This window comes from Pseudomonas sp. LS_2 (assembly GCF_042709235.1).
Lineage (GTDB): Bacteria > Pseudomonadota > Gammaproteobacteria > Pseudomonadales > Pseudomonadaceae > Aquipseudomonas.
Genome location: NZ_JAVAYC010000009.1, coordinates 112,207 through 135,168, shown reverse-complemented (window position 1 = coordinate 135,168; position 22,962 = coordinate 112,207). Strand labels below are relative to the sequence as shown.

Below are 22,962 nucleotides of genomic sequence, written 5' to 3'. Positions count from 1 at the left end.
CCACGCACATAAAAAAACAGGCCGCAAATGCGGCCTGTTTTCTTGCAGGGGCAACACTCAGTAACGGGTGATGTCTGCCTTGGCTTCCAGCTGCTTGCGATAGGCCGAGAAGTCCTGCTGGCCGGCGCGCGAAGCGAGGTAGCGGCGAATCTGCTGCTTTTCCTCGTCACTGGCGGCAGCGCCTTCGTTAACACCCTTGAGCTGCAGTACGGCCAGGCTGCCGTCCGCCAGGACCACGCTGCCGAATACCGGCTTGTCCTTGGCTTCTGGCTTGGCCAGGCGGAACACTGCCTGCAGCTCGGCCGGGTCAATGCCGTCCTGGGCGCGGGTAACGGCCTCCTGAACTTTCCAGGACTGGCCTTCATAGGCTGCGCTCGGTGCGATCGAGCCGTCACGCAGGCCAGCGATCAGCTTGTCGGCCTTGGCCTTGAGCTCTGCGGTCGCCTTCTCGCGTGCCAGCTGCTCGCTGATGTTCTTGGCGACGGCATCCACCGGCAGTTGCTCAGGCTTGCGGTGCTCCTTGCCGCGCAGTACCACGACGGTTTCCGGGTCCAGCTCCAGGGCGTTACTGTTGGAGCCTTCGCTGATCACTTCATCGCTGAAGGCGGCCTGCACCACGGCGCGGTTGGCGGTGATACCGTCGCCACCCTCGCGCCCGAACGGCGCCGAAGTCTGTACCTTCAGGCCCAGGTCCTGGGCCGGCTGGCTCAGGTCGGAGGCTTCGAAAGCGGAATCTTCGAGCTGCTTGGTCACTTCGACGAAACGCTGTTCGACCTGCTGGGTCTTCAGCTCACGCGTCAGTTTGTCCTTCAGGCTGGCGAAGGTCGGCACTTCCGGGGCCTCGACGCCCAGCAGCTTGATCAGATGGTAGCCGTACTCGGTACGTACCGGGGCCGATACCTGGTCCTTGCTGAGCTTGTACAGCGCGTCTTCGAACGCCTGGTCGTAGACCCCAGGGCCTGCGAAGCCAAGGTCGCCGCCAGCGGCAGCGGAGCCTGGATCCTGGGAGAACTCCTTGGCCAGGGTGGCGAAGTCCTCGCCTTTTTCCAGGCGCTGCTGGATTTCGGCGATGCGTGCCTTGGCCTGGTCATCGGTGGTCTTGTCGTTGACTTCGATCAGGATGTGCGCAGCACGACGCTGCTCGGCCAGGTTGGCGATTTCCTTCTCGTACAAGGCCTGCAACTCGTCGTCGCTGACGTCGACCTGGTCGAAGAACGCCGACTTTTTCAGCTCGATGTAGTCGATGACCACCTGGTCGGGGGTCATGAACTCCTTGGCGTGCTGGTCGTAGTGAGCCTTGATTTCCTCATCGCTGACCTTGATGGCAGCCGGGTTGGCCTTGAAGGTCAGGGCGGCGAAGTCGCGGGTCTGGTTTTCCAGGCGGGCGAATGCGTCGACCTGCTGGTCGGTGACGAAACTGCTGCCGGCAAGACCGGTGCGCAGCTGGCCGATGAGCATTTCCTGGGCCAGCATCTCGCGGAACTGCATACGCCCGTAGCCCATCTGGCGAATCACCGAATCGAAACGCTCGGCGTTGAATTTGCCATCGACCTGGAACTCTGGCGTCTGCAGGATCAGTTGATCCAGTGCGGCTTCGGAGAAGGCGAACTTGGCATCATCGGCCCCCTGCAACAGCAGCTGGCGTTCGATCAGCCCTTTGAGCGCGGCTTCACGCAGCATTTTTTCATCCAGCAGTGCAGGGTCGAAATCCTTGCCCAGCTGTTGCATCAGCTGACGGCGCTGCATATCGACGGCCTGGCTCAGCTCGTTCTGGCTGATGGTCTGACCGTTCACCTTGGCGGCGTCCTGGCTGGTGCTGGTCGCCTGGAATATGGCCTCGAAACCGGTCAGTGCCATCAGCACGACGATAAGGCCAATGATGCTCTTGGCAATCCAACCCTTTGAATTGTCCCTGATATTTTGCAGCATGCGTCCCCCAGAAACGGCTGTACCACTGCATCGACAACCGCGCAGAGTGGGTAAAATCCTGATAAAAGAAAGGCGCATCCGAAGATGCGCCTTTTCTTAGCAAACGTGGCAGGCGGTAACGTTTACGGCCCCGGCCGCCACGTGCTCGGACCAGGCAAGACCCGGCCCGTCTGAAGAGACGACTTAGTTGACGGCGTCTTTCAGGCCTTTGCCAGCCTTGAAGCCTGGAACCTTGGCAGCAGCGATCTTGATCGCCTTGCCGGTTTGCGGGTTACGGCCGGTGCGCTCGGCGCGCTCTTTGACGGAGAAGGTACCGAAGCCAACCAGGACGACGTCGTCGCCTGCTTTCAGGGCACCGGTCACGGAGTCGATCACAGCATCCAGAGCTTTGCCAGCGGCAGCCTTGGAAATGTCAGCCGATACAGCGATAGCGTCAATCAGTTCCGACTTGTTCACTCTAAGTCCCCTTATATCTCTATTTTGAGTTTGTTTCTAAGTATGTAATGAAAAGCTTATGAAACGAGCATTGGGTGGCCTTGTGACATTTGGCGTGCCGCTTTATAGCAAGGCCCCGAAAAAACTGTCAAGGAAGCCCCCCAATGAAATACTGACTAGTGCGTGCTGATTCTTTCCTTAGCATCGCCGTCGCGCTTTTCATCTTTCGCGACAATCTCCGGAGCCACATCTGGCAAGGGCTCCGGGGCGTATTGCAGCGCAATTTGCAGGACTTCGTCAATCCATTTAACGGGCTTGATCTGCAGATCCTGTTTGATATTTTCAGGAATTTCCTTCAGGTCACGCACATTTTCTTCGGGAATGATGACGGTCTTGATCCCGCCCCGGTGTGCTGCCAGCAGTTTTTCCTTCAAGCCGCCAATGGCCAATACCTGGCCACGCAGGGTGATTTCACCGGTCATCGCCACGTCGGCGCGTACCGGAATCTGCGTCAAAGCCGACACCAACGCGGTGCACATGCCGATGCCGGCACTCGGGCCATCCTTGGGCGTAGCGCCCTCGGGCATGTGGATGTGCACGTCGTGCTTCTCGTGGAAATCGGCAGCAATCCCCAGGCTGCGGGCACGGCTGCGTACCACGGTCTGCGCGGCGGTGATGGACTCGACCATGACATCGCCGAGCGAGCCGGTCTTGATAAGCTGCCCCTTGCCCGGGATGACTACCGACTCGATGGTCAGCAATTCGCCTCCAACCTGGGTCCAGGCAAGGCCTGTGACCTGGCCGATCTGGTCCTGCTGCTCGGCCAGCCCGTAGCGGAACTTGCGCACGCCCAGCAGATGCTCCAGCTGGTCGCCGGTCACCTTGACCTTCACCTGCTTCTGCCCGGTGTGCTCCTTGACCACCTTGCGACAGACCTTGGCGATCTGGCGCTCCAGGCCACGTACGCCTGCCTCGCGGGTGTAGTAGCGGATGATGTCGCGGATAGCGGAGACGTCGATCTCCAGCTCGTCCTTCTTCAGGCCATTGGCCTTGACCTGCTTGGGTGTCAGGTACTTGACCGCGATGTTGACCTTCTCGTCCTCGGTGTAGCCCGGCAGGCGGATGATTTCCATGCGGTCGAGCAGCGCCGGCGGAATGTTCATCGAGTTCGAGGTGCACAGGAACATCACATCCGACAGGTCGTAGTCGACTTCAAGGTAGTGATCGTTGAAGTTGTGGTTCTGCTCGGGGTCGAGCACTTCCAGCAACGCCGAGGCCGGGTCGCCACGCATGTCGCTGCCCATCTTGTCGATCTCGTCGAGCAGGAACAGCGGGTTGCGCACACCCACCTTGGTCATTTTCTGGATCAGGCGACCTGGCATCGAACCAATGTAGGTCCGACGGTGGCCACGAATCTCGGCCTCGTCACGCACACCGCCCAGGGCCATGCGCACGAACTTGCGGTTGGTCGCTGCGGCGATCGACTCGGCCAGCGAGGTCTTGCCCACGCCAGGCGGGCCGACCAGGCACAGTACCGGGCCGCGAATTTTCTTCACACGCTTCTGCACGGCGAGGTACTCAAGGATACGCTCCTTGACCTCCTCCAGGCCGTAGTGGTCCGAGTCGAGGATTTCCTCGGCCTTGGCCAGGTCCAGGCGAACCTTGCTCTGGGCCTTCCACGGCACCTGCACGAGCCAGTCGAGGTAAGACCGTACAACGGTGGCCTCGGCGGACATTGGCGACATCTGCTTGAGCTTGTTGAGTTCGGCCTGTGCCTTGGCCAGAGCGTCCTTCGGCAGGCCCGCGGCGTCGATACGCTTTTTCAGCTCCTCGACTTCGTTGTGGCCTTCATCACCATCACCGAGTTCTTTCTGAATGGCCTTCATCTGCTCATTCAGGTAGTACTCGCGCTGGCTGCGCTCCATCTGCTTCTTGACCCGACCACGGATGCGCTTCTCGACCTGCAACAGGTCGATTTCCGCATCCAGCAGCGCCAGCACGTGCTCGACACGGGCGGGCAGGTCGATGATCTCGAGGATCTCCTGCTTCTGCTCGATCTTCAGCGCCATGTGCGCTGCCATGGTGTCGACCAGGCGGCCAGGCTCATCGATGCTGTTCAGCGAAGACAGCACTTCGGCCGGGACCTTCTTGCCCAGCTGCACGTATTGCTCGAACTGCGACAGCAGGCTGCGCACGAACACTTCGGACTCGCGCTCGGCCGCCTCGACTTCGTCGATCAGGCCGACCTCGGCACGCACGTGCCCGTCGACCTCGGTGAAGCGCTCGACCGCACCGCGTTGCTCACCTTCGACCAGCACCTTGACGGTGCCATCGGGCAGCTTGAGCAATTGCAGTACGGTGGCGATGGTGCCCACCCGGTAAAGGGCGTCTTCGCCCGGATCATCGTCGGCAGGGTTCTTCTGGGCCAGCAGGAGGATCTGCTTTTCGCCCGTCATCGCTGCCTCGAGGGCTTCGATGGACTTCTCGCGTCCCACGAACAGCGGGATGACCATGTGCGGGTAGACTACGACATCGCGCAATGGCAAAAGAGGCAAGTCGAGGGTGGTCTTCATGATTTCGCCTCTACAGCGGCCTTATGGCCGGAAACCGGTGGAAATGGTGCTTGGGCCTAATGTGGGGGCAGGTCCGGAAAATTACAAGCGTTGACGCCAGAAAAGCAGAAAGGGGCCCGTAGGCCCCTTTCCTTGACGCAGCGCCGCCCCAAATCAGGCGTCGGGTGCAGCCTTCGCTTGCGGTTCGCTGTTCTCGTAGATCAGCAGCGGTTGCGAGGCGCCATCGATGACGCTCTCGTCGATCACCACCTTGCTGACATCCTTCTGCGAAGGAATTTCATACATGGTGTCGAGCAACACACCCTCGAGGATCGAACGCAGGCCACGGGCGCCGGTCTTGCGCTCCAATGCCTTGCGAGCAACAGCCTTCAACGCGTCGCTGCGGAACTCGAGGTCGACGCTTTCCATCTCGAACAGCTTGGCATACTGCTTGGTGAGAGCATTCTTCGGCTCGGTGAGAATCTGCATGAGTGCAGCCTCGTCGAGCTCGTCAAGTGTCGCCAGCACCGGCAGGCGGCCGACGAATTCCGGAATCAGGCCAAACTTGACCAGGTCATCCGGCTCGACCTCACGCAGGGACTCGCCAACCTTCTTGCCCTCTTCCTTGCTGCGCACCTCGGCACCAAACCCGATACCGCCCTTGGTGGAACGGTTCTGGATGACCTTTTCCAGGCCGGAGAATGCGCCACCGCAGATGAACAGGATGTTGCGCGTGTCGACCTGCAGGAACTCCTGCTGCGGGTGCTTGCGGCCACCCTGCGGCGGCACCGAGGCGACGGTGCCTTCGATCAATTTCAACAGCGCCTGCTGCACGCCTTCGCCCGAGACGTCGCGGGTGATGGACGGGTTATCCGACTTGCGCGAGATCTTGTCGATCTCATCGATGTAGACAATACCCATCTGGGCCTTCTCCACGTCGTAGTCGCACTTCTGCAGCAATTTCTGAATGATGTTCTCGACGTCCTCACCCACATAACCGGCTTCGGTCAGGGTGGTGGCGTCGGCAATGGTGAAAGGCACGTTCAACAGGCGTGCCAAGGTTTCGGCGAGCAGGGTCTTGCCCGAGCCGGTAGGCCCGATCAGCAGGATGTTGCTCTTGCCGAGCTCGACTTCGTCGCCCTTCTTGTCACGCTGGTTCAGGCGCTTGTAGTGGTTGTACACCGCTACCGCAAGCACCTTCTTGGCGCGTTCCTGACCAATGACGTACTGGTCCAGGATTCCGCTGATTTCTTTCGGCGAAGGCAGTTTGTGCGCGTTGCTCTCGGCCTGGGCTTCCTGCACCTCCTCACGGATGATGTCATTGCACAGGTCGACGCACTCGTCGCAGATAAATACCGAGGGCCCGGCAATCAATTTGCGCACTTCGTGCTGGCTTTTGCCGCAGAAGGAGCAATAGAGCAATTTGCCGCTGTCCTCGCCGTTACGGGTGTCAGTCATTCGATCGATCCAATCCGGTAGGCTTGCAACACAAGATGAAGGCAATTGCGGGCTTTTTCAAGTCCGCAGGTAGGCGCTTTCGGCGCCCGCCCGCTCTGGCGCCTGGCCTCAGGACACCAGTTGCCGCTTGTCGTAGACCGAGTCGATCAAACCGTACTCGGCCGCACGCTGAGCGCTCATGAAGTTGTCGCGCTCGGTATCACGCTTGATGGTTTCCAGATCCTGGCCAGTGTGGTGGGCCAGCAGTTCGTTAAGGCGCGCCTTGATGTTGAGGATTTCCTGGGCATGGATCTCGATATCGGTGGCCTGGCCCTGGAAGCCGCCCAGCGGCTGGTGGATCATCACCCGGGAGTTGGGCAGGCAATGGCGCTTGCCCTTGGCACCGGCAGCCAACAGGAACGCCCCCATGCTGCAGGCCTGGCCGATGCAGATGGTGGAGACGTCTGGCTTGATGAACTGCATGGTGTCGTAGATCGACATGCCTGCGGTGACGGACCCGCCCGGCGAGTTGATGTACAGATGGATATCCTTTTCCGGGTTTTCCGCTTCCAGGAACAGCAGTTGCGCCACTACCAGGTTGGCCATGTAGTCCTCTACGGGACCCACCAGGAAGATCACTCGCTCCTTCAACAGGCGCGAATAGATGTCGTAGGCTCGCTCGCCACGGGCGGACTGCTCGATAACCATCGGGACCAGGCCGCCTGCGGCCTGGATGTCAGAGCTCTGCTGAATATAAGAATTGCGGGACATGTCCTGCACTCACTCCCAAATAGTCATGGCTTCAATAACGCACAAGCCAGCGCGAAGGCTGGCTTGTGGGGGTTCTTACGAGAGTAGCAAATCACTCAGCTTCGGCAGGAGCCTGTGCTGGCTTGACAGCTTCTTCGTACGAGACCGATTTGTCGGTCACAGTCGCTTTCTGCAGAACAGTATCTACAACTTGTTCTTCCAGCACAACCGAACGAACCTCGTTCAATTGCTGGTCGTTCTTGTAGTACCAAGCGATGACCTGCTCAGGCTCCTGATAGGCCGAAGCCATTTCCTCGATCATCTCGCGAACCTTGGCGTCATCCGGCTTCAGCTCGAATTGCTTGACCACCTCGGCGACGATCAGACCCAGAACCACACGGCGCTTGGCTTGCTCTTCGAACAGCTCGGCTGGCAGTTGCTCAGGCTTGATGTTGCCACCGAACTGCTGAACAGCTTGCACGCGCAGACGGTTGACTTCGTTCTCCAGCAGCGCCTTCGGCACCTCGATCGGGTTGGCGGCCAGCAGACCGTCCATGACCTGGTTCTTGACCTTGGTCTTGATCGCCTGACGCAGCTCACGCTCCATGTTCTTGCGAACTTCGGTGCGGAAGCCTTCCAGGGTCGATTCCTTGATACCGAACTGGGTGAAGAACGCTTCGTTCAGCTCAGGCAGCACAGGTGCGGAAACGCTGTTGACGGTGATGGTGAACTCGGCGGCCTTGTTGGCCAGGTCCAGGTTCTGGTAGTCCTCGGGGAAGGTCACGTTGACAACGCGCTCTTCGCCCGCCTTGGCACCGACCAGGCCTGCTTCGAAGCCTGGGATCATGCGGCCGGAGCCCAGTACCAGCTGAGTACCCTTGGCCGAACCGCCTGCGAAGGCTTCGCCGTCGATCTTGCCAACGAAGTCGATGTTGACCTGGTCGTCGTTCTGCGCGGCGCGCTCAACGGCCTCGAAGCGCACGTTCTGCTTGCGCAGCACTTCCAGCATGTTGTCCAGGTCGGCGTCCGCCACTTCGGCGCTCAGGCGCTCGACAGCGATCGACTCGAAGCCGGCAACGGTGAACTCCGGGAAGACTTCGAAGATGGCGACGAACTCGAGGTCCTTGCCTTTTTCGAAGGATTTGGGCTCGACAGCCGGGGCGCCTGCAGGGTTGAGCTTCTGCTCCACCACAGCTTCGTAGAAGGAAGCCTGCACCAGGTCGCCGAAGACTTCCTGACGGGCATCGCCTTCGAAGCGCTGGCGGATCACGCTCATTGGCACCTTGCCTGGACGGAAGCCGGCAACCTTGGCGCGCTTGGCAGTCTGCTGCAGACGCTTGTTGACTTCGTTCTCGACGCGCTCGGCCGGAACGGCGATGGTCATGCGGCGCTCGAGAGCGGAAGTGTTTTCAACAGAAACTTGCATGGATATTCCTCGTTGCACAGACGTTAGCCGGCGATAACCCGACTCCAGAATCAAGGGCGAATATTCTAGTGACTCGCACACCAGAAGTCACCCCACCCTGGACGACGGGAAACCTCACCGGTCGATTTCATTCAAAGGCCCGTGGCAAAGCGCACGGGCCTGGCGAGTAAAGGGCTGCAAGCGGTATCGCCGCTACGCACCGGTAAAAAATTGTCAAACAACCAGCCCCTGGAAACCACCCCCTTCTATTGAGGGTCGATCTCGTTGAACTGGCAGTACTCTTCCCACTCCATGCCCAGCGCCTCGGCAACCTCGCGATGCGTCTCCAGGCGCATCGCCTGCAACTGCTCGGGGCTTTCGGCGATCAATTGCAACGCGAGCTCCCAGGGCTGGACACCCTGTTCCTGCGCTGCATCATCGAACGCCCACTCGATCTGCTGGGCCTGCTCACGCGCATCCAGCTCGCGGATCTCCTCGAGCAATTGCGGGTTGGCCTCGGCGAAACGCTGCAATGCCAGGGCCTGGCGTGCTTCTTTGGCAATCATCTGGGTCTTCCTGTCACGACCTTTGGGTCGACGATTCAACCGGCTGAAATCTAACAGCTTTTGACCTTTGAGCAACAGGGGCCGGAGGCGATGGACAGGTCGATTGCGGCCGATACCTATATAAAGGAAGGCGCAGAAACGAAAAATGCCGCACAAGGCGGCATTTCCGGAGGCTTTCACGCTGCAATGACAGCCAATGAAAGCAAGAGATGGTGCGGACGAAGAGACTCGAACTCTTACAGCTTGCGCCGCTGGAACCTAAATCCAGTGTGTCTACCAATTTCACCACGTCCGCGTGGATCACCTAAAGCAAAGGCGCCTGATTATACAATCAAGGCGCCTTCGAAAATATGGGGTGGACGATGGGAATCGAACCCACGACAACTGGAATCACAATCCAGCGCTCTACCAACTGAGCTACGCCCACCATATTGCGGCATTGCGTTAAACCTTCACTTGCGTGCCAAAGCTGCCTAATGGCGCACCCGGCAGGACTCGAACCTGCGACCATCCGCTTAGAAGGCGGATGCTCTATCCAGCTGAGCTACGGGCGCATATTCAATCTGCTTTCTGCTACGATTGCAAATCAACTTTTAGCCGTACCGAACGAGCCAACAAATCCGCTCATTCTGCCTGACCTTGCTAACCAGTGCTAGGCTCTGCCCGACAAGTGCGACGAATGTTATAGACGAGCCTAAAAGTCGTCAACTCTTTTTTCAAAAAAATTTAAATTATTTAAGGGGTTAGGGGATTTGCCCGACCACCCGCCTTTGCCCTCGGGCCGTGTCGTGCGAGAATGCGCCCTCTTTTATGTTCCCTTCTCGATGGTTAATCACGCGTCTATGACTGCACACCTTATCGATGGCAAGGCGATCGCCGCCAACCTGCGCAAGCAGATCGCCCAACGTGTCCTGGAGCGCCGCCAGCAAGGCCTGCGCACACCAGGCCTGGCGGTGATCCTGGTCGGCACCGACCCCGCCTCCCAAGTCTATGTCTCGCACAAGCGCAAGGACTGCGAGGAAGTCGGCTTCATCTCGCAGGCCTTCGACCTGCCCAGCGATACCACGCAGCAAGCCCTGACCGACCTGATCGACCGCCTCAACGACGACCCGGTCGTCGATGGCATTCTTCTTCAGTTGCCGCTGCCCGCACACCTGGACGCCTCGCTGCTGCTCGAGCGCATCCGCCCGGACAAAGACGTCGACGGCTTCCACCCCTACAACATCGGCCGCCTGGCCCAGCGTATCCCGCTGCTGCGCCCGTGCACGCCGAAAGGCATCATGACCCTGCTGCAAAGCACCGGTCAGGACCTGTACGGCATGAATGCGGTGATCGTCGGCGCCTCGAACATCGTCGGCCGCCCCATGGCCATGGAACTGCTGCTGGCCGGTTGCACCGTGACCGTCTGCCACCGCTTCACCCAGGACCTGGCCGGCCATGTCGGTCGTGCCGACCTGGTAGTGGTCGCCGCCGGCAAGCCGGGGCTGGTCAAGGGTGAATGGATCAAGGAAGGCGCCATCGTCGTCGACGTTGGCATCAACCGCCAGGAAGACGGCAAGCTGGTAGGCGATGTGGTGTACGAAACCGCCCTGCCACGTGCCGGCTGGATTACCCCGGTGCCGGGCGGCGTCGGGCCGATGACCCGGGCGTGCTTGCTGGAGAACACCCTGTATGCGGCTGAAGAGCTGCATAAATAAGCACTGGGTTGAGCTTCCCGCGGCACAATGGAAAAACGGCACCTCAGAGGTGCCGTCTTTCTTTGTTGCCAAAGCGCCCGCACGATCAACTCACTTGCGCGCCTCCTCCCACGACTTGAGCAGGTCGGCGTAGTTCACCGTCTCACCCTTGGGCTTCTCGTTGGCCAACTTCGGCTTCGGCGCGCCTGGCTGGTCGAACCAGTACTGCGCGTCCTTTTCCGGGTTCAGCTTTGGTGCACAGGTGGCCTGGGCGTTGGAGCGCTGCAGGCGTTCGAGCATGCGGTCCTGGTCACGGGCGAGGGCATCGAGTGCCTCCTGCGGAGTCTTCTCGCCGCTGGATACCGCAGCGATATGGCTCCACCACAACTGCGCAAGCCGTGGATAGTCAGGCACGTTGGTGCCGGTCGGGGTCCACTGCACTCGCGCCGGGCTTCTGTAGAACTCCACCAGACCACCGAGCTTGGGCGCCATCTCGGTCATCGCCTGGGAGTTGATGTCCGATTCACGAATCGGCGTGAGGCCGACGATGGTCTTCTTCAGCGACACGGTCTTCGACGTCACGAACTGCGCGTACAGCCAGGCCGCCAGGCGTTGCTTTTCGGGGGTGGACTTGAAGAAGGTCCAGGAGCCGGTGTCCTGATAGCCGAGCTTCATCCCCTCCTCCCAGTACGGCCCCTTTGGCGACGGCGCCATGCGCCATTTCGGCGTGCCATCGGCGTTGACCACCGGCAGCCCTGGCTTGGTCATGTCGGCGGTGAAAGCGGTGTACCAGAAGATCTGCTGGGCGATATTGCCCTGGGCTGGCACCGGGCCTGCCTCGGAGAATGTCATGCCCTGGGCTTCCTTCGGCGCGTAGGCGCGCATCCAGTCCACGTACTTCTGGGTGGCGAACACCGCCGCCGGGCCGTTGGTGTCGCCACCGCGGGTGACGCTGGAGCCCACCGGGTGGCAGTCCTCCACGCGAATGCCCCACTCGTCCACCGGCAGACCGTTGGGCAGGCCCTTGTCGCCGCCACCGGCCATCGAGAACCAGGCATCGGTGAAGCGCCAACCCAGCGACGGGTCTTTCTTGCCGTAGTCCATGTGCCCATACACGCGCTTGCCGTCGAGTTCCTTGACGTCTTCGGTAAAGAATTTGGCGATGTCCTCGTAGGCGGACCAGTTCACCGGCACGCCCAGCTCATAGCCGTATTTTTCCTTGAATTTGGCTTTCAGGTCGGGCCGCTCGAACCAGTCGGCGCGGAACCAGTAGAGGTTGGCAAACTGTTGGTCGGGCAGCTGGTAGACCTTGCCATCGGGCGCTGTGGTGAAGGAAATGCCGATGAAGTCCTTCAGGTCGAGTGTTGGCGAGGTGTAGTCCTTGCCTTCATTGGCCATCAGGTCGGTGATCGACTGCACCTTGCCATAGCGGAAATGGGTACCGATCAGGTCGGAATCGTTTACCCACCCGTCATAGATGTTCTTGTCCGACTGCATCTGCGTTTGCAGCTTCTCCACCACATCGCCTTCCTGCAGCAGGTCGTGGGTCAGCTGGATACCGGTGATTTCACTGAAGGCCTTGGCCAGCACCTTGGACTCGTACTCGTGAATGGTGATGGTTTCCGACACCACGTTGATTTTCATCCCACGAAACGGCTCGGCGGCCTTGATGAACCACTTGAGCTCGGCCAACTGCTGCTCGGCACTGAGGGTGGAGGGCTTGAACTCGCTGCCGATCCATTTCTTGGCCGCATCCTCGTACTGGTCGGCCCAGGCCGTACTGTGCAGGCCGGCGAGCACCAGCAGCGCGGCCAGGGTCAAATGTCGCGGTTTCTTGTCGTTATCGAACATTGTGAACTCCCTATTTGATTATTCCGCCGCACAGGCCTAACCCCAGCGCAGCACCACCACGAGCCAGGCCAGCGACAGCAGCGAGGCCACCCACAAGGACCAGTCGCTGAGCCCGACTACCGCAAGGTGCAGGTAGGCGCTGGCCAGCAGGCCGATGAACAGCCGGTCGCCACGGGTGGTGACGATCGGCAGGAAACCACGACGCTCCAGGCACGGGCGCCGCAGCTCCAACACTGTCATGCAGGTCAACAACAGCCCCACGGCGGCGAAGAACAGCGCCGTGGGCAGGGTCCAGGCCATCCACTCCATTGCCTTGCCTCCTTACACCCGGCCCAGGGCAAAGCCCTTGGCCACATGGTTACGCACGAACCAGATCACCAGCATGCCTGGCAGGATGGTCAGCACCCCTGCGGCAGCCAGCACACCCCAGTCGATGCCCGACGCAGACACGGTGCGGGTCATCACCGCCGCGATGGGCTTGGCGTCCACCGAGGTCAAGGTGCGCGCCAGCAGCAGTTCGACCCAGGAGAACATGAAGCAGAAGAATGCCGTCACGCCGATGCCGGGGCCGATCAGCGGCACGAAGATCTTCACGAAGAAGCGCGGGAAGCTGTACCCGTCGATGTAGGCGGTTTCGTCGATTTCCTTCGGCACCCCGGACATGAAGCCTTCAAGAATCCACACCGCCAGCGGCACGTTGAACAGGCAGTGGGCCAGGGCCACGGCGATGTGGGTGTCGAACAGGCCGATGGACGAATAAAGCTGAAAGAACGGCAGCAGGAACACCGCCGGCGGTGCCATGCGGTTGGTCAGCAGCCAGAAGAACAGGTGCCGGTCGCCAAGGAAGCGATAGCGCGAGAAAGCGTAGGCTGCAGGCAGGGCTACAGCCAGCGAAATAACGGTGTTCAGGCACACGTAGTAAAGCGAGTTGAGGTAGCCGTTGTACCAACTGGGGTCGGTGAAGATCACCCGATAGTTGTCCAGGGTGAAGGCATGCGGCCACAAGGTCAGCCCGCCGAGGATCTCGGTGTTGCTCTTGAACGACATGTTCAGCAGCCAGTAGATCGGCACCAGCAGGAAAAAGAAGTACAGCAGCAGCGGTACCGTCTTGCGCAGGGTCATGGCCTAGTCCTTGTCGGAGTGGGTCATGGCGGTATAGAACAGCCACGACACCAGCAGGATGATCAGGAAGTACACCAGCGAGAACGCTGCCGCCGGCCCCAGGTCGAACTGCCCCACCGCCATGCGCGTCAGGGTCTGGCTAAGGAAGGTCGTGGCGTTGCCCGGCCCACCCCCCGTCAGCACGAACGGCTCGGTGTAGATCATGAAGCTGTCCATGAAGCGCAGCATCACGGCAATCAGCAGCACGTTCTTCAGCTTGGGCAGTTGGATGTGGCGGAACACCGCCCAGTTCGAGGCGCGGTCGATACGTGCCGCCTGGTAGTAGACGTCGGGGATCGCACGCAGGCCGGAGTAGCACAGCAACGCCACCAGCGAGGTCCAGTGCCACACATCCATCACCAACACCGTGATCCAGGCATCGAACGGGTCGCCGGCATAGTTGTAGTTGACCCCGACCTTTGCCAGGGTGGCGCCGAGCAAGCCGATGTCGGCGCGGCCGAAGATCTGCCAGATGGTGCCCACCACGTTCCACGGGATCAGCAACGGAATGGCCATGACGATCAGGCACACCGAGGCCATGCGCCCGCGGGTGGGCATGGTCAAGGCGATGGCGATGCCCAGCGGGATTTCAATCAGCAATACGCAGCCGGAATAGATGAACTGGCGCAACAAGGCATCGTGCAGGGCTGGATCGCGCAGCACCTGGCGGTACCAGTCGGCGCCGACGAAATAGCGGTTGGAGGCGTCGAAGATGTCCTGCACCGAGTAGTTGACCACGGTCATCATCGGTATCACGGCGCTGAAGGCCACCAGCAGGAACACCGGCAGCACCAGCCACCAGGCCTTGTTGTTCGGCACCTTGTTCATGGCTGCGCCTCCAGCAGAACGTCGTCGACATAGAGCATCAGCCACTGCGCCGGCAAACCGACCCAGGCGCGTCCTTCAGGCAGCGGGCGGTCCTCGCCCAGACGCGCCTTCAGGGTGATGCCGGCAAGCGCCAGGGTGACGATGCGATAGGTGCCCAAATCCTCCACGTCCACCACCTGCGCCTCGAACGTGTCGTCGAGGGGGCGGTCCCACAGCTGCACGAACTCCGGGCGGATACCCACTTGCAACCGCCCGCCCGAGGTCTGGGCCAGGCGCTCGCGCAGTCCTTCCGGCAGCGTCAGGTGCAGGCCGCCGAAGCCCAGCCCACCGGCTTCGGCGCGCACGTCGATCAGGTTCATCCCCGGGCTGCCGATGAAGTAGCCGACAAAGGTGTGCCGGGGCCGTTCGAACAGCTCGCGCGGGGTGCCGAACTGGACGATGCGCCCGCCATGCATCACCGCGATCTTATCGGCGAAGGTCGAGGCCTCCAGCTGGTCGTGGGTGACGTAGATCATGGTGATGTTGAACTGCTCGTGGATCTGCTTGAGCTTGCGCCGCAGCTTCCACTTCAGGTGCGGGTCGATCACCGTCAGCGGCTCGTCGAAGAGGATCGCCGACACATCGTCGCGCACCAGGCCGCGGCCCATGGAGACCTTCTGCTTTTCATCGGCGCTGAGGTTGCGCGCCTTCTTCTTCAGCACGCCGCCAAGGTCGAGCACCTCGGCCACTTCCTCGACCCGCGCCCGCACCCGCGCCTCGTCCAGCCCTTGGTTGCGCAGGGGGAAAGCCAGGTTGTCGAACACGCTCATGGTGTCGTACACCACCGGGAACTGGAACACCTGGGCGATGTTGCGCGCCTGGGGCGACAGGCCGTTGACCGGCTTGCCGTCGAACAGTACCTGGCCGTGGGAGGGGGTGAGCAGGCCGGAAATGATATTGAGCAAGGTCGACTTGCCGCAGCCCGACGGCCCGAGCAACGCGTAGGCGCCGCCCTGCTCCCAGACGTGTTCGAGTTCATGTAGAGCGTAGTCGGCCGCATCGGTGGGCTGACGGCTGTAGCTGTGGGCCAGTTGCTGCAAGCGGATCTCGGCCATCAGGCACTCCTCGCCTGGCGCAGGCCCGGTGCCTGCACCAGTTGCCCGGCGCTGTCGAAGACGAACAGCTTGTGAGTGGGGATGAACACCGGTACCTGGGTGTCCACTTGGTATTCGTGCACGCCCGGCAGGTGCAGGATCATCCGCCAGTGCTCGTTGCGCACGTGCAGGAAGGTTTCCGAGCCGCTGATCTCAGCCAGCTCCACCTGCACCGAAAGCTCCAGGTCATCGTCATGGGAAGGCACCAGGGTGATATGGCTGGGGCGCACGCCGAAGCGATAGTCGCCGTCGGCCAGGTTGCCCAGGTCGACGGTGCGGGCGAAGTGCACGGTGCCGGCCAGGCTCACTTCGTTACCGGCGATGCGCCCAGGCACCAGGTTGATCGGCGGCTCGGAGAACAGCTCGGCGGCCAGCACGCTGCGCGGCTTGTGGTAGACCTCGGCGGTGGGACCGCTCTGCACGATACGGCCTTCATGCAGCAAGGTCGTGGTGCCGCCCAGGGCCAGGGCTTCGTTGGGTTCGGTGGTGGCATACACGGCGATGCAGTTGCGCGCGGCAAACAGCTCGCGCAGCTCCTGGCGCAGGCCTTCGCGCAGCTTGTAGTCGAGGTTCACCAGCGGCTCGTCGAACAGGATCAACGACGCGTCCTTGACCAGCGCGCGGGCCATCGCGGTGCGTTGCTGCTGGCCCCCCGAAAGCTCCAGGGGCAAGCGCCCGAGGTAGGGTTCGATGCGCAGCATGCTCGCGGTTTCCTCTACCCGGCGACGAATCTCGTCCTCGGCCATGCGCGCCTGGCGCAGGGGCGAGGCGATGTTCTCGAACACGGTCAGGGTCGGATAGTTGATGAACTGTTGGTAGACCATCGAGACATTGCGCTGGCGCACCGGCACGCCGGTGACGTCCTCGCCATTCATCAGCACCCGTCCGCTGTCAGGGCGGTCGAGGCCGGCCATCAGGCGCATCAGGCTGGTCTTGCCGGCCAGGGTACGACCGAGCAGCACATTGAACGAACCAGGCTCGAAACGCAGGCTGGCTTCGGCGATCCAGGCCTGGTTGTCGACGTGGCGGCTGACTTGCTCCAGCACCAGGGTCATTGGTGGGGCCTTTTTGTGATTGTTTGCGCCGAACGGAGCCAGAACCATGCCAGCTTGGCGTAACCGCTCTGGCACGCCGCCTGGCTGGCAAGCCGACGCGCCAAGCTGTTCACCTGCGAACGAAAATGAACAGTTTCGCTGAACAACTGAACACTCGGGGCATTGACAATGAACAGTCCTGGACGACACTTGAAGGCGGTCCCTGACAACAACAATTCACACAGGACAGGCCCATGGCCGCCACTACGCCCCACGCACACCTGATCCAGGCTTCCTGGGCCCGCTGCCGCGAGCATGGCCTGCAACCGCACAACGCACCGGACTTCGACTGCCTGACCGGCGCCGAGCTCGGCGCCTTGCTCGAACGCCGCCAGGCCTTGCTGCAACTGACCCGCGACGACGTGCTACCGCAGTATGCCCACCTGCTCACCAACTCCAGCTACCTGGTGATGCTGGCCGACGCCAGTGGTTGCCTGCTCGATGCCTGGGGCACGCGTCGCTTCGTCGAACCGCACCAGCAGCATGGCTTCGTCGCGGGCGCGCACTGGCATGAGCGTGGGGTCGGCACCAATGCCCTGGGCACCGCGCTGGTCTGCGGCGAGGCGATTCATGTCGGCCAGGACGAGCATTTCCTGCGCCAGAACCGCTACATGGCCAGCGCCGCCGCGCCACTGTTCGATGCCGAGCGACGCCTGGTTGGCGTGCTCGATGTGTCCAGCGATGGCTACCTGCCCGCCGCACAGACCCTGGGCCTAGTGCGCATGATGAGCCAGAGCCTGGAGAACCGGCTGATCCTCGCCCAGCAAGGCGAGCAGCATGGCCAGCTACTGTTCAACACCGCCCCGGACAACCTCGACAGCCCCTGGGCGGGGCTGTTGCTGTTCGACGAACGCGGGCGGGTGGTGGCCGCCAACCACCGTGCCGACAGCCTGCTCGGCCAGGACACCCTGCGCCATACCCTCGAGCAGCTGTTCCAGACGCCCTTGCGGTACATCCTCGAACAGCCCGAGGGCTGTCCGTTTGCCTTGCACGCCACCGGCCGTCATCGCTTCCACTGCCAGTGGCGGGCCCCGCGCCAGGCCACACCCCGGCAAGCGCCCAGCAACACCCTCGACCCGCGCGTGGCCAAGGCCTTGCACCAGGCCGGTCTGCTGCTGGAGAAAGACATCCCGGTACTGATCCAGGGCGAAACCGGGGTGGGCAAGGAGGTGTTCGTCAACGCCCTGCACAACGCCAGCAGCCGCGCCGAGCGGCCATTGGTGGCAGTGAACTGCGCGGCGATCCCGGCAGAGCTGGTGGAGTCGGAGCTGTTCGGCTACGAGAAAGGTGCTTTCACCGGTGCCCACCACAAAGGCAACCCCGGGCTGATTCGCAAGGCCGACGGCGGCATACTGTTCCTCGACGAGATCGGCGAGATGCCCCTGGCGACCCAGGCTCGCCTGCTGCGTGTGCTGCAATCGCGCAGCATCCAGCCGCTGGGCAGCGGCGACCCGGTGGCGGTCGATATCCGCGTGGTCTCGGCAAGCAACCTGGACCTGGCCGCCGAAGTGCGCGCCGGGCGCTTTCGCCAAGACCTCTACTACCGCATCGCAGGCCTGGCCCTGGTGTTGCCGCCGTTGCGCGAGCGCAGCGACCGTCGCGGCTTGATCGAACAGGTGCATGAGCGCTATCGCGAAGCGGGGCAACCTGCGCAGTTGCCTGCGACGATCCTCGCGCTGTTCGAGCGCCATCCCTGGCCAGGCAACCTGCGCGAGCTCGTGAGCGTGATGCAGGTGGCGCTGGCGCTGGCCGGCAAGCAACCCGTCGACCTGCAACACCTGCCGCCCGGGTTTCTCGCCGAAAGCGACGCGCCATGGTCGGCCCCGCCGGAACCGGTTGCCGACCTGCAAGCATTGGTCAGCAAAAGCAATGGCAACCTCTCGGCGGTAGCACGGGAGCTGGGTATAAGCCGCACCACACTCTACAAGCGCCTGGGAGAACAAAAGACGCCCTCTTGAACGGGCTGCACATCGCTTACCGTGCACAGCACCAGGCGCCGGCGGGTTTCGGCCGATCGACGATGGCGGCCCTTCGACCCTTTGACATCGCGCCAATTACCGCATGCGCCCCCCCTCAGGCCCTCTGTCGCTCTAGAAAGCGCGAGGGCCTGCGATCTTCTACACGCCCGGAATGCCTCTGCTGACCGACCGGTAGGCAAGGCCCAGGCCAGACGCCTCCGACATCGAATCGCGACAACTGGTCAGACCGGTAAGGCCAAAAAACCTTGCAATGTAGGAAATTTCGGAGTTTTATGGGGCGGCAGTGAACAAACCGGTAAGACCACAATAATTAAGTCCTGCGCTCTTTGCCCCCGTGCCGGGCGCCGAAGCAAGGACACCGATCAGAGACTCCTCCCATGCTCAAATGGTGCTCGCGTTCGATCTTCCTGCAAGTCGTGCTCGGCCTTGCCCTCGGCATTGCCTGCGGCCTCAGCTTCCCCGACCTTTCCCTTGAACTCAAACCCCTGGGCGACGGCTTCATCAAGCTGATCAAGATGCTCATCGGGGTAATCGTGTTCTGTGTGGTGGTCAGTGGTATCTCCGGTGCCGGCGACCTGAAGAAGGTTGGGCGCATCGGCCTCAAATCGGTGATCTACTTCGAGGTACTGACCACCATCGCCCTGGTCATCGGCCTGGTACTGGCCTTCTCTACCGGCATCGGCAGCGGTGCCAATATCCACCTCGACCAGCTTTCCAGCGCCGACGCCAGCAGCCTGGCCGAGCGTGGCCAGCACATCAACGGCACCGCAGCGTTCCTGATGGGCCTTATTCCCTCCTCGGTAGTTGGCGCCTTTGCCGACAACAACATCCTGCAAGTACTGCTGTTCGCCGTGCTGTTCGGCAGCGCGCTGAACCTGGTGGGCGAGTCGGCGTCGGGCATCTCGCGGCTGATCAACGAACTGAGCCACGTAGTGTTCCGCATCATGGGCATGATCGTGCGCCTGGCGCCGCTGGGCGTATTCGGCGCCATCGCCTTCACCACCAGCAAGTACGGTTTGGAATCACTGCAGCACCTGGGCGGCCTGGTGGCGCTGTTCTACCTCACCTGCGCAGGTTTCGTGCTGCTGATCCTGGGTACGGTGATGCGCCTGTCGGGCCTGAAGCTTGTGCCGTTCATCAAGTATCTGCGCGAAGAGCTGACCATCGTCCTCGGCACCGCCTCTTCCGACGCCGTGCTGCCGCAGGTGATGCGCAAGCTGGAGCACCTGGGCATTGGCAGCTCCACCGTCGGCCTGGTGATTCCCACCGGCTACTCGTTCAACCTCGACGGCTTCTCCATCTATCTCACCCTGGCCATCGTCTTCATCGCCAACGCCACCGGCACGCCGCTGGCCATGAGCGACCTTTTGACCATTCTGCTGGTATCGCTGGTGACCTCCAAAGGCGCCCACGGCATTCCTGGCTCTGCGCTGGTGATCCTTGCTGCCACGCTCACCGCCGTGCCGGCGATTCCGGTCGTGGGCCTGGTGCTGGTGCTGGCGGTGGACTGGTTCATGGGTATTGGCCGGGCGCTGACCAACCTGATCGGCAACTGCGTCGCTACCGTAGCCATCGCCCGTTGGGAGCGCGACATCGACATGGAGCGTGCGCACAACGTACTGTCCGGCAAGCCTGGCTTCGCGCCAGTGCCACGCAAGCAGGGCCATGCCCATCAACAGGAATTCTGAACCTGGCTCGGCCGGCGCCCCGCGTCGGCCTGCCAGTGCCAAGGAGCGAACCGTGATCAGCTCGTCGACCGTCGTCAATTCAGTGGTTGAGAAACTGCGCCAGGCCCTGGCCCGCGGCCAATGGCGCAGTGGCGAAATGCTACCTGGTCAGCGCGAGCTGGCCGAACAGCTGGGTATCAGCCGGCCCAGCCTGCGCGAAGCGGTAACCGTGCTGGAAACCCTGGGCCTGGTGCGCTCGCTGCCTGGCAAGGGTGTGCTGGTGCTCGACCCCGAGCAGGCCGACCCAGGCCAGGCCGCCGACGCGGTCCAAGCCGCCAGCCTGGCCGATGTGCTGGAGCTGCGCTACACCCTCGAACCCTTCATCGCAGGCCTGGTGGCGCAGTCGGCCGGCACCCAGGAAATCGGCCAGCTGCGCCTGACCCTGATGGACATGCGCGAGGCACTCGACGCCGACGACAGCGAAGCCGGTGCCGCCGCCTATATCGCCTTCCACGAGGCGCTGTTCGCCCTGACCACCAACCCGATCTTCCAAAGCGTGGTGCAACAGACCAGCAATGCCCTCAAGCAAAGCACCGCGATGCTTCACGACTCTCCCGAGCACCTGGCGGCACGCCTGGCCGAGAACGAAGCGGTGGTGCGTGCCATCCGCAGCCGCAACAGTGCCCAGGCCAGCGCGCAGATGCGCCAGCATATCCTCGCCGAAGGCCAGCGCATGGGCATCGAACTGAACATCCCCGACGAAGGCTCCGGGCAATGACCCCAGGAGAAAGACCATGACCGCCCACGCCGCCCCCCGCCTGCCCGAACTGGTTCGCAGCACAGAACCCCGGCTGTCCGCCGAGCAGATCTACCCTCGGCTGTTCGATGCCATCCTCGAACAGCGCCTGCCGCCGGGCAGCGCCTTGCCCGAGCAGGCGCTGGGCGATGCCTTCGGTGTCAGCCGAACGGTGATCCGCCGGGTGCTGGGGCGTCTATCCGACCAGCAGGTGGTGGTGCAGCGCCCAAGCCACACCGCGCACTTGGCCGCCCCCGATCCCCAGCAGGCACGCCAGGTACTCAGCGCCCGGCGCCTGGCCGAAACCACCCTGATCAGTCTCGCCGCCCAGCGCGCCCGGCCCGCGCAGATCCGTCAACTGCGCCAGTTGGTGGAACGCGAGCGCCAGCACCACGAAAGCGGCGAGCGCTGCACGGCCATCCGCCTGGGCGGCGAATTCCACCTCAAGCTTGCCCAGATGGCCAACAACGCACCGCTGGCGCGCTTTCTCAACAGCCTGGTGCCAATGACCTCGCTGATCATCGCCCGCTATGAATCACCCTGCTGCGACCACTGCGCCTGGCAGGAGCACACCGCGATCATCGACGCCGTGGAAAGCGCGGACGCCGCCGAGGCATTGAGCCTGATGCACCAGCACCTGGACCGCCTGGAAGCCAAGCTGGAGCTCGATCAGCCTGGGCGCGCGTAACGCTTGCGGTAGTCTGCCGGGGTCACCCCGACATGACGCACGAAGGCGCGGCGCAAGGTATCGGCATTGGCGAAGCCACACAGTGCCGCGACCTGCTTGGGCGCCTCGCGACCGGCCTCCAGACGCTCGCGGGCAGCATTGACCCGCGCCAGCTCCACCCACGCCGCCGGGGTCATGCCCACATCGGTCTGGAACAGCCGGGCGAAATGCCGCGGGCTCAGGCCTACCCTCGCTGCCAGGCTGGCAACACTGTGGTCCTCCCCAGGGTTGGCCGCCACGTAGCGTTGCAGGCCCTGCAAGGCCGAACGCCCCACCGGTGACGAGGCGCCCTGGCGGCTGAACTGCAACTGCCCGCCTGGCCGCTTGAAATACATCACCAACTGCCCCGCCACCTGCTTGGCGATGTCCCGCCCCAGGTCCTCCTCCACCAGGCTCAAGGCCAGGTCCAGCCCGGCGGTGACACCCGCGGCAGTGCGCACCTTGCCGTCATGCACGTGGATCGCATCGGCCTCGACCTGCACCTGCGGGTAGCGCTCGGCCAACGGCTCGGCAACTGCCCAGTGGGTGGTGATGCGCCGACCGTCGAGCAGGCCGGCGGCGGCCAGAGCGAAGGCGCCGGTGCACACCGAACCGAAGCGGCGGCTGGTGTCGGCACGCTCGCGCAGCCAGGCGAGGATGCCCGTACGCAGGTGCAGCTCGGCGGCCTGTGGGGTGCCGGCCACCAGCAGCGTGTCGAACGGTTCAAGGGCATCGCCGACCCAGCCGTCGGGGAGCAACCGGGTGCCGGACGAGCTGATCAACGGCCCCGGTTCACAGGCCAGCAGCAACAGGCGATAGACCTCCCGCCCAGCCTGGCGGTTGGCCTCGGCGAAGACATCCAGCGGGCCGCAGGCGTCGAGCAGTTGCACGCCCGGGAGGGCGAGGATGGCAAGGGTCAGGGGCATGTGGGTAATCCATGGTAGTGGTGGCCTCTGCGCGGGTATACGCGCCTGCACGGGTTGACCACCGCTCTGCC

At 62.5% G+C, this 22,962-nt stretch carries 19 protein-coding genes and 3 tRNA genes; 5 read left to right on the top strand and 17 right to left on the bottom strand.

Annotated features, from left to right (window positions below; all coding sequences use genetic code 11):
* Positions 1 to 57: 57 nt before the first annotated feature.
* The 10 genes from RAC97_RS10930 to RAC97_RS10885 all read right to left on the bottom strand — a co-directional run bounded on the left by RAC97_RS10930 (position 58) and on the right by RAC97_RS10885 (position 9,628).
* Positions 58 to 1,929 (bottom strand): SurA N-terminal domain-containing protein, encoded by a 1,872-nt coding sequence (locus RAC97_RS10930; RefSeq protein WP_375100778.1) that lies wholly within the window; start codon positions 1,927 to 1,929, stop codon positions 58 to 60.
* Positions 1,930 to 2,112: 183 nt separating this feature from the next.
* Positions 2,113 to 2,385 (bottom strand): nucleoid-associated protein HU-beta, encoded by a 273-nt coding sequence (hupB, locus tag RAC97_RS10925; protein ID WP_054883552.1) that lies wholly within the window; start codon positions 2,383 to 2,385, stop codon positions 2,113 to 2,115.
* 155 nt (positions 2,386 to 2,540) lie between these two features.
* The gene (lon, locus tag RAC97_RS10920) at positions 2,541 to 4,937 is read right to left on the bottom strand and encodes an endopeptidase La (protein ID WP_375100777.1); all 2,397 of its coding nucleotides are present in this window, start codon (positions 4,935 to 4,937) and stop codon (positions 2,541 to 2,543) included.
* Between the two features lie 153 nt (positions 4,938 to 5,090).
* On the bottom strand, positions 5,091 to 6,374 hold the full coding sequence (clpX, locus tag RAC97_RS10915; RefSeq protein WP_375100776.1) for an ATP-dependent Clp protease ATP-binding subunit ClpX: 1,284 nt from the start codon (positions 6,372 to 6,374) through the stop codon (positions 5,091 to 5,093).
* A 108-nt stretch (positions 6,375 to 6,482) separates the two neighbouring features.
* Positions 6,483 to 7,124, bottom strand: a complete 642-nt coding sequence (gene clpP, locus RAC97_RS10910) for an ATP-dependent Clp endopeptidase proteolytic subunit ClpP (RefSeq protein WP_375100775.1) — start codon at positions 7,122 to 7,124, stop codon at positions 6,483 to 6,485.
* Between the two features lie 91 nt (positions 7,125 to 7,215).
* Positions 7,216 to 8,529, bottom strand: a complete 1,314-nt coding sequence (gene tig, locus RAC97_RS10905; RefSeq protein ID WP_375100774.1) for a trigger factor — start codon at positions 8,527 to 8,529, stop codon at positions 7,216 to 7,218.
* Positions 8,530 to 8,774: 245 nt separating this feature from the next.
* Positions 8,775 to 9,074 carry a DUF6388 family protein gene (locus RAC97_RS10900; RefSeq protein ID WP_375100773.1) on the bottom strand — a complete coding sequence of 100 codons (300 nt, stop codon included), beginning with the start codon at positions 9,072 to 9,074 and terminating at the stop codon, positions 8,775 to 8,777.
* A gap of 210 nt (positions 9,075 to 9,284) precedes the next feature.
* Positions 9,285 to 9,369: transfer RNA gene (locus RAC97_RS10895), tRNA-Leu, on the bottom strand.
* A gap of 56 nt (positions 9,370 to 9,425) precedes the next feature.
* Positions 9,426 to 9,501 (bottom strand) — tRNA-His (locus tag RAC97_RS10890).
* A 50-nt stretch (positions 9,502 to 9,551) separates the two neighbouring features.
* Positions 9,552 to 9,628 (bottom strand) — tRNA-Arg (locus RAC97_RS10885).
* A 288-nt stretch (positions 9,629 to 9,916) separates the two neighbouring features.
* On the opposite strand from RAC97_RS10885, the gene folD reads away from it, so the two are divergent.
* Positions 9,917 to 10,771, top strand: a complete 855-nt coding sequence (gene folD, locus RAC97_RS10880; protein ID WP_375100772.1) for a bifunctional methylenetetrahydrofolate dehydrogenase/methenyltetrahydrofolate cyclohydrolase FolD — start codon at positions 9,917 to 9,919, stop codon at positions 10,769 to 10,771.
* 90 nt (positions 10,772 to 10,861) lie between these two features.
* On the opposite strand, the gene RAC97_RS10875 is transcribed toward folD, so the two are convergent.
* Genes RAC97_RS10875 through RAC97_RS10850 form a run of 6 tightly spaced genes read right to left on the bottom strand, consistent with a single transcriptional unit; the run spans position 10,862 to position 16,778 of the window.
* Positions 10,862 to 12,601, bottom strand: coding sequence for an ABC transporter substrate-binding protein (locus tag RAC97_RS10875; RefSeq protein ID WP_375100771.1), 1,740 nt, complete (start codon positions 12,599 to 12,601; stop codon positions 10,862 to 10,864).
* A 36-nt stretch (positions 12,602 to 12,637) separates the two neighbouring features.
* Complete coding sequence (locus RAC97_RS10870) at positions 12,638 to 12,910, bottom strand: DUF2160 domain-containing protein (RefSeq protein WP_375100770.1); 273 nt, start codon at positions 12,908 to 12,910, stop codon at positions 12,638 to 12,640.
* Between the two features lie 12 nt (positions 12,911 to 12,922).
* Entirely contained in the window at positions 12,923 to 13,723 is an 801-nt protein-coding gene (locus tag RAC97_RS10865; RefSeq protein WP_375100769.1) for a carbohydrate ABC transporter permease, read from the bottom strand.
* 3 nt (positions 13,724 to 13,726) lie between these two features.
* Positions 13,727 to 14,590, bottom strand: coding sequence for a carbohydrate ABC transporter permease (locus RAC97_RS10860; protein WP_375100768.1), 864 nt, complete (start codon positions 14,588 to 14,590; stop codon positions 13,727 to 13,729).
* On the bottom strand, positions 14,587 to 15,684 hold the full coding sequence (locus RAC97_RS10855; RefSeq protein ID WP_375100767.1) for an ABC transporter ATP-binding protein: 1,098 nt from the start codon (positions 15,682 to 15,684) through the stop codon (positions 14,587 to 14,589). The genes RAC97_RS10860 and RAC97_RS10855 overlap by 4 nt, the downstream gene beginning before the upstream one ends.
* Positions 15,684 to 16,778, bottom strand: a complete 1,095-nt coding sequence (locus RAC97_RS10850; protein ID WP_375100766.1) for an ABC transporter ATP-binding protein — start codon at positions 16,776 to 16,778, stop codon at positions 15,684 to 15,686. Before RAC97_RS10850 ends, RAC97_RS10855 begins: the two co-directional genes overlap by 1 nt.
* A 233-nt stretch (positions 16,779 to 17,011) precedes the next feature.
* Between RAC97_RS10850 and RAC97_RS10845 the strand changes: the two genes are divergently transcribed.
* The 4 genes from RAC97_RS10845 to RAC97_RS10830 all read left to right on the top strand — a co-directional run bounded on the left by RAC97_RS10845 (position 17,012) and on the right by RAC97_RS10830 (position 21,947).
* On the top strand, positions 17,012 to 18,775 hold the full coding sequence (locus tag RAC97_RS10845; RefSeq protein WP_375100765.1) for a sigma-54-dependent Fis family transcriptional regulator: 1,764 nt from the start codon (positions 17,012 to 17,014) through the stop codon (positions 18,773 to 18,775).
* Between the two features lie 398 nt (positions 18,776 to 19,173).
* Positions 19,174 to 20,484 carry a C4-dicarboxylate transporter DctA gene (locus tag RAC97_RS10840; protein WP_375100764.1) on the top strand — a complete coding sequence of 437 codons (1,311 nt, stop codon included), beginning with the start codon at positions 19,174 to 19,176 and terminating at the stop codon, positions 20,482 to 20,484.
* Positions 20,485 to 20,536: 52 nt separating this feature from the next.
* Positions 20,537 to 21,241, top strand: coding sequence for a FadR/GntR family transcriptional regulator (locus tag RAC97_RS10835; RefSeq protein ID WP_375100763.1), 705 nt, complete (start codon positions 20,537 to 20,539; stop codon positions 21,239 to 21,241).
* A 16-nt stretch (positions 21,242 to 21,257) separates the two neighbouring features.
* Complete coding sequence (locus RAC97_RS10830) at positions 21,258 to 21,947, top strand: GntR family transcriptional regulator (RefSeq protein ID WP_375100762.1); 690 nt, start codon at positions 21,258 to 21,260, stop codon at positions 21,945 to 21,947.
* Here RAC97_RS10830 and RAC97_RS10825 read toward each other — a convergent pair.
* On the bottom strand, positions 21,929 to 22,891 hold the full coding sequence (locus tag RAC97_RS10825) for a GlxA family transcriptional regulator (RefSeq protein ID WP_375100761.1): 963 nt from the start codon (positions 22,889 to 22,891) through the stop codon (positions 21,929 to 21,931). The two genes, RAC97_RS10830 and RAC97_RS10825, sit on opposite strands and share 19 nt — an antisense overlap.
* Positions 22,892 to 22,962: the final 71 nt, after the last annotated feature.